Origin of the sequence: Trichocoleus sp. DQ-A1, assembly GCF_039961955.1 — a bacterium.
Classification (GTDB): Bacteria; Cyanobacteriota; Cyanobacteriia; order Cyanobacteriales; family FACHB-T130; genus FACHB-T130.
In genome coordinates this window covers 74,034-85,227 of record NZ_JAMPKE010000024.1, presented here as the reverse complement: position 1 = coordinate 85,227, position 11,194 = coordinate 74,034, and the positions used below count along the sequence as shown (strand labels likewise).

At 46.4% G+C, this 11,194-nt stretch carries 7 protein-coding genes and 1 pseudogene; 7 read left to right on the top strand and 1 reads right to left on the bottom strand.

From position 1 onward, the window contains the following. The 3 genes and pseudogenes from NDI33_RS20010 to NDI33_RS20000 all read left to right on the top strand — a co-directional run. A pseudogene (locus NDI33_RS20010) lies at positions 1-472 on the top strand (hypothetical protein); the annotation flags it as partial. A gap of 122 nt (positions 473-594) precedes the next feature. Further along, on the top strand, positions 595-1,653 hold the full coding sequence (locus tag NDI33_RS20005) for a hypothetical protein (RefSeq protein ID WP_190676145.1): 1,059 nt from the start codon (positions 595-597) through the stop codon (positions 1,651-1,653). An 88-nt stretch (positions 1,654-1,741) separates the two neighbouring features. Beyond that, positions 1,742-5,425, top strand: a complete 3,684-nt coding sequence (locus NDI33_RS20000) for a helicase-related protein (protein ID WP_190676135.1) — start codon at positions 1,742-1,744, stop codon at positions 5,423-5,425. A 34-nt stretch (positions 5,426-5,459) separates the two neighbouring features. Here NDI33_RS20000 and NDI33_RS19995 read toward each other — a convergent pair whose 3' ends face one another. Continuing rightward, the gene (locus NDI33_RS19995) at positions 5,460-5,798 is read right to left on the bottom strand and encodes a hypothetical protein (RefSeq protein WP_190676133.1); all 339 of its coding nucleotides are present in this window, start codon (positions 5,796-5,798) and stop codon (positions 5,460-5,462) included. 25 nt (positions 5,799-5,823) lie between these two features. Between NDI33_RS19995 and NDI33_RS19990 the strand changes: the two genes are divergently transcribed. The 4 genes from NDI33_RS19990 to NDI33_RS19975 are packed head-to-tail and all read left to right on the top strand — an operon-like array spanning position 5,824 to position 11,165. Next, positions 5,824-6,462, top strand: a complete 639-nt coding sequence (locus tag NDI33_RS19990) for a Uma2 family endonuclease (protein ID WP_190676131.1) — start codon at positions 5,824-5,826, stop codon at positions 6,460-6,462. Positions 6,463-6,487: 25 nt separating this feature from the next. After that, positions 6,488-9,292: a DUF1156 domain-containing protein gene (locus tag NDI33_RS19985; protein WP_190676130.1), complete on the top strand. Its 2,805-nt coding sequence runs from the start codon at positions 6,488-6,490 to the stop codon at positions 9,290-9,292. 2 nt (positions 9,293-9,294) lie between these two features. After that, the gene (locus tag NDI33_RS19980; RefSeq protein WP_190676128.1) at positions 9,295-10,671 is read left to right on the top strand and encodes a DUF3696 domain-containing protein; all 1,377 of its coding nucleotides are present in this window, start codon (positions 9,295-9,297) and stop codon (positions 10,669-10,671) included. Between the two features lie 8 nt (positions 10,672-10,679). Next, on the top strand, positions 10,680-11,165 hold the full coding sequence (locus NDI33_RS19975; protein WP_190676127.1) for a hypothetical protein: 486 nt from the start codon (positions 10,680-10,682) through the stop codon (positions 11,163-11,165). The last annotated feature ends 29 nt before the right edge of the window (positions 11,166-11,194 follow it).

The window sequence follows — 11,194 nt, the reverse complement described above, 5'->3', positions numbered from 1 at the left end:
TAAAATCCCTCAGGCTGATTGGAATCGATATCTCAATGAAACTGCCATTACTATTAATGATAGCAAGGGACAAATATCCAATCTGTCCCTAAAAGTACTGGCTGGAGGAGGTGCTTATTTAGCCGTTAAACCTTTGGTTGCACCGCTTGTATTAAAAGTTAGTAGTAAGGTAGTTGCTAAGTTGGCTAGTAAGGTTGGTGCAAAAATTGCCACTAAAACTGGTGCAAGTCTAGCTGGTAAATTAGGGGCAGGGCTTTTAGATTGCACTGTAGGCGTAGGTATAGTTATGTGGGATGTATGGGACGCTAACCGCACTGCCAGTGTGGAAAAGCCAATTTTACATAACAATATTGCTGATTACTTGAAAGAAGTAAAAAATTCCCTTCTCAACAATAGTGAGAAGGGGATTATGACAGTAGTTGACCAAATACAAAGCAAAATTATGCAATCTACCTATAGCATTCCTAAATGATTCGTGAAGGCGAGATACCTGACTTCTTTAATAAGTCGGGTATCTGAACCACTAGCATCTCACAAGTCCAATAGGATTTCTATAGTTCCATTCCTCAACTTTAAAGACTAGCGATGAGAATTATGTTTCGCAATGGATTGGTCAAGCTACTTCTTTGCCTGACGCTCACTATTACCCTCATTTTAGGGGCAACGATTCCAGCGCTTGGAAAAATTTCTCCCGCTTATGCAGCAGATGTGTTGACAAAGCGCGGAGAAAGTTATTCCAAGTTGACATCAATTGATTCGTCAACTAACTGGTCACAACTTGACCAGTATCTGCTCAATGCAGTTAGAAGCGCACATGATAGCACCGAAGAGTTTGCGGCTTCTGAATTAGATGATTGGGTAAATGATTTAATGAAAAAGGTTGATGATAAATTTTTAAATTGGTATTTTAGCTACATCAACCAGAAAGGGATGGAGTTTGGCATCCCTTTTGCTTGGTTAGCCTTCGGTGGAGATTATTCCCTCAATTTTTTTAGGAAAGAGACTGAAAAAAAGTTAAATCCTAATCAGGCTTTGCAACAGAAAATGATTGAAGATTTTCAAAATAAATTTTCTGAACTTGTCTTAAGTCCAGAACAAGCCCAAGAATCACTAGAAAAATTGGCAGTAAGGGTGGGTCGAAACTATGCCTCCGCGTTAGGTATGAAATTAGCCACAATCAAAAATACTTATAAAATTCCTGATGGTGATTGGGAAAGATACTTAAACGATCTGGCGACAGTAGCCTATGAAACGGGAAACAGTAAATCTAGCCTTTCTCCAGAAAGTCTAACAAGTAATCTGACAACTGATTTACTAATATTCACTACAGCAGGCATAGGAGGTAAAGTTGCTCTAAACTTTGCAGCGAAAGCTGCTGCCAAGATAGCAGCAAAAGCTGGTGGAGCAGTTGTGGCTAAAGTTGGCGCTCAACTGGTAGATCCAATCCTAGCGGTAGGCATTTTAGTTTGGGATACATGGGATTACCGTCGAATGGTGGACGAATCTCGCCCCGTCCTACATCAAAATATTTTGAGTTACTTAAATGAAGTTAAATGGTCAATTCTTGAAGCTCCTGAAAACAGCATCATGACAGCGATTGAAGGAGTAGAAAGCAAAATTACAACTGAGTTAGAACTTCGATTAGCTTCTTAATGTATTTTTTTTAACTCAACTACTTTAAAAGCTCGAAAGTGGAAATAAGTAAAAAATTCTCAGCTCAAATAGAGTTCTATCTTATAGGATGATGCAACTAGAAGACTTAACCAAGGGAGCCACAGTTAAGGGAATCTTACCTAACGGGCTAGTAACAGTTGTTGATGTCAAATGGTTTGGTTCTGATGTTATTGAACTGACTTATAAGGAAGCCAGCGGTCGCCCAGGCAACGAATTGTTGTACCGCGATCGCGAACCAACACTGGAAATCGTTACCCAAGACCGTCCCTGGAGCTTTAGCGCCGATGGTTCCTTACTGCGTCTAGTCTCAGAAGCCCACCGTATCCGACTCGCCCATCTATTCGACCCCATGCTGGCGGTTCATACCTCCCTGGTCGAACCGCTTCCTCACCAAATCACCGCCGTATACGGGGAAATGTTACCCCGCCAACCCTTGCGTTTCCTACTGGCTGATGACCCTGGTGCTGGTAAAACTATCATGGCGGGGTTGCTGATTGCCGAACTCTTAATTAGAGGCGACCTCAATCGTTGTCTTATTGTCTGCCCTGGTAGTCTGGCAGCACAATGGCAAGACGAGTTATATCAGCGCTTTCATCTCCCTTTTGAAATCCTAACTAACGACCGGATTGAAGCCGCCCGTAGTGGTAACGCTTTGGCAGAAATACCTCTGGCGATCGCTCGACTTGACAAGTTAAGTCGCAATGACGATCTGCAAGCCAAGTTAGCACAAACCGATTGGGACTTAGTGGTATGCGATGAAGCCCACAAAATGTCCGCTTCTTTCTTTGGGGGAGAAATTAGAGAAACTAAACGCTATAAGTTGGGTAAATTACTCTCCAGCCTTACCCGTCACTTCCTGCTAATGACCGCTACACCCCATAACGGCAAGGAAGAAGACTTTCAACTATTCATGGCGCTACTCGATGGCGATCGCTTTGAGGGCAAATTCCGCGATGGCGTTCACGTCGTAGATACTTCTGACTTGATGCGACGGCTGGTGAAAGAAGATTTGCTCAAGTTTGACGGTACACCCCTATTTCCAGAACGCCGTGCTGACACCGTTGGGTACAAACTTTCCCACTTGGAAGCAGTCCTTTACAAACAAGTGACCGAGTACGTTCGTGAAGAATTTAATCGCGCCGATGCTTTAGAAAGTAACGGGCGTAAAGGTACAATCGGGTTTGCTCTGACAATTTTGCAACGCCGCTTAGCGTCTTCACCTGAAGCCATTTACCAATCGCTACTCCGACGGCGGGAACGGTTGCAAAAACGCCTGAAAGAAGAGGAATTACTTAAACGGGGAAATGATGCCCCTATTGATTTAGGAACTGTTGTAGGGGCAACCTTTGTTGACGACCCTGATGAGCTTGATTTTGACGATGATACGCCTAGCGAAGAACGAGAAGCAACAGAAGAAGTTGTTGTTGACCAAGCATCAGCTGCCCGAACCATTGCCGAACTCAAAGTGGAAATTGCCGTTCTCCACAAATTAGAACAACTTGCTTTGCAAGTGCGCCGCAGTGGTACCGATAAGAAATGGGAAGAACTGTCTCAATTGCTACAGAACGAAGCCGAATTATTTGATGCAAAAGGTCATCGGCGCAAACTGGTTATCTTCACCGAACATCGCGACACCCTCAACTACCTGGCAGAACGGATACGCACCTTGCTTGGACGGGTAGAAGCGGTCGTAATTATTCACGGGGGAATAGGACGCGAGGAACGGCGCAAAGCCCAAGAAGCTTTTACTCAAGACCCGGACGTGCAGGTGCTGCTGGCGACGGATGCAGCAGGGGAAGGGATTAACTTGCAACGCGCCCATCTGATGGTCAATTATGACCTGCCCTGGAATCCCAACCGCTTGGAACAGCGTTTTGGTCGTATCCACCGGATTGGGCAAACCGAAGTCTGTCACCTGTGGAACCTGGTAGCGGAAGAAACCCGTGAAGGGGAGGTGTACCTGGCACTCCTCAAGAAGCTGGAGATAGAACAGAAAGCGTTGGGCGGCAAAGTCTTTGATGTCCTGGGGAAAGCGATCGACGGGACACAACTGCGAGAGTTATTAATTGAAGCGATTCGTTACGGCGACAGTCTGGAAGTCAGAGAACGGCTGAACCAGGTTGTCAACAGTCAGCTCGATCGCCAGCGCTTACAGCAGCTATTGGAAGATAAAGCCTTGGCGCGGCACGCGATGGATATCTCGAAAGTCCGCCAAATTCGGGAAGAGATGGAACGTGCCGAGGCGAGGAAGTTGCAGCCGCACTTCATTGCGTCTTTCTTTCTGCAAGCTTTTGAGCAGTTAGGGGGGGCTGTGCGCGATCGCGAACCCAATCGCTATGAAATCACTCACGTTCCCGCAATCGTTCGCAACCGAGGTCGTCAGGTCGGTACCAGAGAACCAATCCTTACCCGCTACGAACGCATTTGTTTTGACAAACAGTTGATTAGCATTCCCGGTAAGCCTCTGGCTGCTTTCATCTGTCCGGGTCATCCCCTACTGGATGCCACTCTTGACTTAGTTCTGGAACGTCACCGGGATGTCCTGAAACAAGGTAGCGTTCTGGTGGATGAAAATGACCCCAGCGAACAAGTCCGCGCCTTAGTATACCTGGAACATTCTATTCAAGATGCTCGAACTGATGCTGCTGGCAATCGGCGGGTGGTGTCGCGGCGAATGCAGTATGTAGAGATTGCGCCCTCACCTTTACACCCTAATCCCCCAACCACTTCTCCCTTGATGGTAGAAGTGGAGAAAACAGTATTCTTACCTCCCTCTCCCAATTTAGGAGAGGGGCAGGGGGTGACGGTTCAGAACGCTGGATATGCACCTTATCTCGACTACCGACCCCTGACAGAAGAAGAACTTACCCTGATTGAGGCAATATTGAAGCAGTCTTGGCTGCAAGCAGATATTGAGTCCCAAGCAGCAGGATACGCGATCGCGCACCTCGTTCCCCAGCACCTCCAAGAGATCAAACAGCACAAGGAAGAACTCATCGACAAAACTGTGGCTGCTGTCAAAGACCGACTGACCAAAGAAATTAACTATTGGGATCATCGGGCAGAAGATTTGAAGCTGCAAGAACAGGCGGGGAAAGTCAATGCCAAGATTAATTCTGCCAAAGCTAGGGCAAGGGCAGATGACCTGCAAGCACGGCTCTCGAAGCGAATGGAACAGTTGGCGCAAGAACGCCGTCTCTCCCCCTTGCCGCCTGTGGTGGTGGGGGGAGCATTGGTTGTACCTATGGGGTTGTTGCAACGACTCCAAGGGAAGCGTCAGTCAGTTGTGGATGCCTTTGCTAAGGAGACGAAGCGGGTGGAACTGCTGGCGATGGACGCGGTGATGGCAGCAGAGCGAAAACTGGGTTACGAACCCATTGATGTGAGTCACCAAAAGTGTGGTTATGATATTGAGTCGCGCATTCCTGGCACGGGACGGCTGCGGTTTATTGAAGTCAAGGGGCGAATTGAAGGGGCGGATACGGTGACGGTGACCAAGAATGAGATTCTCACCGCCTTAAATAAACCAGAGGATTTTATCCTGGCGTTGGTGCGAGTGCCAAAATCGGAGGAGTTTACCGAGGGGGATGTTTGGAAGGTTAAAGCCAAGCAGGGGACTTACAACGTTGGCGATAATGGGTGTGTGGTGCGCTATGTGCGGGAACCATTCCAAAAGGAGCCTGATTTTGGGGTGACAAGTGTCAATTATGGTTGGCAGGAACTGTGGGCTAAAGGAACAAAAGTAGTTTAGATTTTGGATTTTAGATTAAGGCGTTTTTGGAGGATTAGTCATTTTCTGCAATTGTTACATGAACGTATTTAAGTTGATAGAGAGCATCTTGACAAATTGCCAACGGTGCTGTTTTTCCATAACTCCACATCTTTCTAGCAAAACCGACTCCAAAAGGGGCTTTTGGGAGCGCTTCTTCTTCAGAACGAAACATAGCAAAATAAGGGTCTTCTGAGTTCTCGAAGTTCCAAATAACAAGTTCCAGCGCTGCCCTGATGTCGGTTGAGTAGGGGCGTAGAGGGATATCAAACCGTTCAGATACAAGGCGGTCTAAATCAGCGAGTGAGTTAAGCTCAATGTGTTCGATACCATACTGGTCAAATGTCCCTTGCATAAGTTAAGTTCTTCCTTTAAAAATTATGCAATTAACCCTTGAACAAATTATCGTACAGCCTGGTCAACAATTACTGTTAAAAAATATTAGCTGGCAGCAGTTTGAAACAATTTTAGAGGAATTGGGAGAAAGTCGGGCAGCGAGACTTTCTTATAGTAATGGTTTATTAGAAATAATGGTTCCTTTACCAGAACATGAGAAGGCAAAAGAAATTATTGGCGAATTGGTAAGAATTCTTTTAGATGAACTTCAAATAAGTTTTGAACCGTTGGGTTCTAGTACGTTTGAAAATGAACAAATGATTCAAGCTGTGGAACCCGATACCTGTTTTTATATTCAAAACTATGAAGCAGTTATCGGAAAAACTAGGATAGATTTGACGGTAGACCCGCCTCCAGATTTGGCAATAGAAATTGATATTACTTCCCGCACTCAGTTTGAGAATTATCAGCGTTTGGGAGTGCCGGAACTTTGGCGATATACGCGGCGTGGATTGCAAATAAACTTACTGCAAGAGGGAAATTATGTTGAATCTAATGTTAGTCCTAACTTTCCCGGTATTCCAATTATTGAACTGATTAATCGAACGGTTCAGCAGAATCTCAGCGTTGGCAGAAGTCAAGCGATAAGAGAATTCAAACGTTGGGTTAGGGAAAACCTTTAGATTTTAGATTTTGGATTTTAGATTGATGACCTATCGCAAAAAGTTAATTGAAGTTGCCTTGCCGTTGGAGGCGATTAATCAGGAGTCGGCGCGGGAGAAGTCGATTCGGCACGGGCATCCTTCGACGTTGCATTTGTGGTGGGCGAGGCGTCCTTTGGCGGCGTGTCGGGCGGTGTTGTTTTCGTCGCTGGTGGATGACCCGTCGAGTCACCCGGATAAGTTTCCTACAGAAGAAGAACAGGAGAAGGAACGGGAACGCCTGTTTGGAATTATCGAACGGTTGGTGAAGTGGGACAACATTAATAATCAGGATGTTTTAGCGGAAGCTAGGGCAGAGATTCTTAAGTCAACGGATGGCAATCCTCCGCCTGTGTATGACCCGTTTTGTGGCGGGGGTTCGATTCCGTTGGAAGCGCAGCGCTTGGGGTTGGAGGCTCATGGGAGTGACTTGAATCCAGTGGCGGTGCTGATTACGAAGGCGCTGATTGAGATTCCGCCGAAGTTTAAGGATAAACCTCCGGTGAACCCAGAGGCGCAAAAGAAGTTGAAGACGAGCCGATGGTATGGAGCGCAGGGGTTAGCGGAGGATGTTCGCTATTACGGTAAGTGGATGCGGGATGAGGCGGAGAAGCAGATTGGGCATTTGTATCCGAAGGTGAAGCTGCCCCAGGAGTATGGCGGGGGTGAGGCAACGGTTATTGCTTGGTTGTGGGCAAGGACGGTGAAGTGTCCCAATCCGGCTTGTGGTTGTCAGATGCCTTTGGTGCGTTCATTTAAACTCTCGACCAAGAAAGGAAAGGAAGCTTGGGTCAAGCCAGTGGTTGACCGTAGCCAGCAACCACCCCTTGTACGTTTTGAGGTGAAGACTGGCAACGGCAAGTTGCCAGACGGAAGTATGAGTCGCAAGGGTGCAACCTGTATTGGTTGCGGGTTACCAGTCTCCTTTGACCACGTTCGCTCTGAGGGAAAAGCGGGACGGATGAGTTCTCAGCTAATGGCAATTGTGGCAGAGTGTAAGCATCAGCGAGTGTATGTGTCACCGCATGAGAAACATGAAGTACTCGCAAAATCTACAAAGCCAGAGTGGGAACCTGAAACCGACTTGCCAGAACAAGCGCTGGGTTTTCGAGTGCAGCGTTATGGTATGACAAGGCATTCTGACCTCTTCACTCCTCGTCAGATGGTTGCATTAGCCACTTTGAGCAACTTAGTGAGTCAGGTATGGGAGTTGGTACGACGGGATGCTGTGGCTAGTGGTATGCCTGATACCGATACACCACACACAACGAGTACTAATGCAGTTGCATATGCTGATGCGGTAGCGACCTATTTGGCGATGGGAATAAGCCGTCTAAGTGATATGTGTAATTCCTTGTGTATGTGGGAGAACACAAAAACTCAGGTACGGCATCTTTTTACACGCCAAGCAATTTCTATGCTTTGGGACTTCGCTGAACCAAACGTATTTGCTGAGGCAGCAGGTGACTTTGGTGTGAGTCTCGGCAATCTTGTAAAAGCGCTAGAAAGAACGCCTTCATGCGGTCAAGGGTTTGTCAAACAACTTGACGCTACTAACTTAAGCCAGCAGACTACACATCTACTTGTTTCCACCGACCCACCTTATTACGATGCTGTTGGTTATGCTGACTTGTCAGACTTTTTCTATATTTGGTTACGACGTTCTCTGGGGAAAATTTATCCCGATTTATTCAGCACAGTGCTTGTCCCCAAAACACAAGAGTTGATTGCAAATCCATTTCGCCACGGTAGTCGAGAGAAAGCACAGCAGTTTTTTGAGGAAGGTTTAGGCAAAGCCTTCGTTCGTATGCGTAAGGTGCAGTCTCCTGATTTACCTCTTACCGTTTACTACGCCTTCAAGCAGTCAGAAACGGATGAAGGTGAGGATACTAATGGTAAGTACATTTCTGCGATCGCCTCTACTGGCTGGGAGACAATGTTAGAAGCGCTGCTCCAAGCTAATTTTTCTATTACAGGCACTTGGCCTATGCGAACAGAGCTTGGAAACAGAATGAGAGGTCAAGCCTCTAATGCCCTTGCCTCATCCATTATCCTCGTCTGCCGTCCCCGCCCAGAGTCAGCACCCTCTACCACCCGCCGCCAATTCCTCACTGCCCTCAAACGCGAACTCCCCGAAGCCCTTAAAACCCTGCAACAAGGCAACATCGCCCCGGTAGACCTCGCCCAAGCCAGCATCGGTCCCGGCATGGCAGTCTTCTCCCGCTACGCCAAAGTCCTCGAAGCAGACGGCACTCCCATGCGTGTGCGGACTGCCCTGCAATTGATTAACCAAACCTTGGACGAATTCCTCACCGAACAAGAAGGAGAATTTGACGCCGACACCCGCTGGGCGTTGACGTGGTTCGAGCAACACCAATTTGATGAAGGGAAGTATGGCGATGCCGAAACACTTTCCAAAGCCAAGAACACCAGTGTTACCGGACTGGTAAATTCGGGAATATTAAATGCAAAGGGCGGCAAAGTGCGATTGCTGCGCCGTAACGAACTGCCCGACAACTGGACACCTGAGCAAGACGACCGCACCCCTAACTGGGAAGTAGCCCAACACCTAATCTGGACACTCGACCAAAAAGGGGAAAGTGGAGCCTCTGTTCTGCTATCCAAGTTGGGCGATAGAGGCGAAGTAGCACGAGATTTAGCCTACCGATTGTACAGTATCTGCGACCGCAAGGGCTGGACTCAGGAAGCGATCGCATACAACAGCCTCGTCATCTCCTGGCCCGAAATCTCTCGCCTTGCTGCTGAGGAGCAAAAGCAACCAACCGCCATACAAGGAGAGTTGCTACTTTAATTATGCTGACCGAATTACGCACCAAAAAATTTAAATCCTGGCAAGATACCGGACAGATGCGAATGGCATCTTTGACCGGATTATTTGGCACCAATAGTTCTGGAAAAACCGCTATTCTCCAACTGCTACTGATGCTAAAACAAACTGTGGAATCCGCAGATCGTCAACGAGTTCTGCATACAGGTGATGAGCAGGCTTACGTTGATCTGGGTACGCTTTACGATGTCATGCATCAGCACAAAATTCCTGGCAAAATCGATATTTTATTAAATTGGACGCTCCCTAAGCCTTTGTCGATTGTTGATACAGAGTCAACACAAGATAAAACTCTGTTCTCAATTCCCTCTCTATCATTTACTGCCCAGATTGAAGGCAAAACAGACAGTATTAACGTTACAAAATTTGCTTATAGTTTCTCTAATGCCAAGAAAAAATATACATTTGGGATGCAGCGCAAACCGAATAAAACTGCTAAAAATAAAGCTGAATACGAATTACTGATGAAAGGCTACTCTCTAAAACGTTCTCCAGGTCGAGGGTGGGCGTTGCCACCCCCTATAAAAAGCTACGGGTTTCCAGATCAGGTCAATGCTTACTATCAAAATGCAAGTTTTTTATCTGATTTTGTATTAGCATTTGAAGAATTATTTCAACATATCTACTATCTTGGACCATTGCGAGATTATCCACGCCGTAGTTACGCATGGGCAGGTCAGCAGCCACAGGATGTTGGGAGACGGGGAGAACTAGCCGTTCCAGCTTTACTAGCTTCAAGAAAACTTAAAAAAATCAGTCGTGGAAGAGGTCGTCCCCGTCAGACAATTGAGGAGCGTGTGGCAGAGTGGTTGCGCGAATTAAAATTAATTTATGATTTTCAATTAAAACCCATTGCCGCAAACCGTAAAGAATATGAAGTGCGGGTGCGTCGCTCTCCGAATGCTTCTGAAGTGCTAATTACTGATGTTGGTTTTGGTGTATCCCAAATATTACCAGTTCTCGTCCTCTGCTACTACGCTCCCCAAGGCTCCACAATTATTTTAGAACAGCCGGAAATCCATCTTCATCCATCAGTGCAAGCAGGTTTAGCTGACGTATTCATCGATGCTATCAAAACTCGAAATGTGCAGATAATCGTAGAGAGCCATAGCGAGCATTTGCTGCGTCGGTTGCAACGACGTATTGCAGAAGAAGAACTTTCCAATAGCGATGCTGCACTCTACTTCTGCGAGATTGACCTTCAAGGAAAGTCGCAATTAATTCCACTGGAACTCGATTCCTTCGGCAATATTAATAATTGGCCTGAAGGATTCTTTGGAGATGAAATGGGTGAGTTAGTAGCTATGACAGAAGCGGCAATGAAACGCAGACAGACGGTTTAGGTAGAGTCATGCACGTTATTGTGGATACCAATGTACCGATCGTTGCGAATGGACACTCAAACCAAGCTTCACCCCATTGTGTAATTATCTGTGTAGAAAAGCTGCGTGAAATTCAACAGCAACACATCCTTGTATTAGACAAAGACTGGTTAATTATCAAGGAATATATGAAGAATTTATCTTCTAAAGGACAACCAGGAGTAGGCGATGCATTTCTGAAGTGGATATTGACCAATCAATTAAACTCTAATCGCTGTCAGTTAGTCCAGATTACACCAACTAATAATGGTAGTTTTCAAGAATTTCCTCAAGATGCTGCCCTTTCAGGTTTTGATTTATCAGATCGTAAATTTGTCGTAGTTGCTTTAGCCCATCCTGATAAACCACCCATTCTTAATGCTGTCGATTCTGATTGGAGAAATTTTGAAGCTGCCTTAGCATCTTGTGGAGTTCGAGTAGAATTCCTTTGCCCTGAGTTAAAGCCTCGCCCTTGAACTGGGAATGCTCCGAGAGTTTAGCGTTC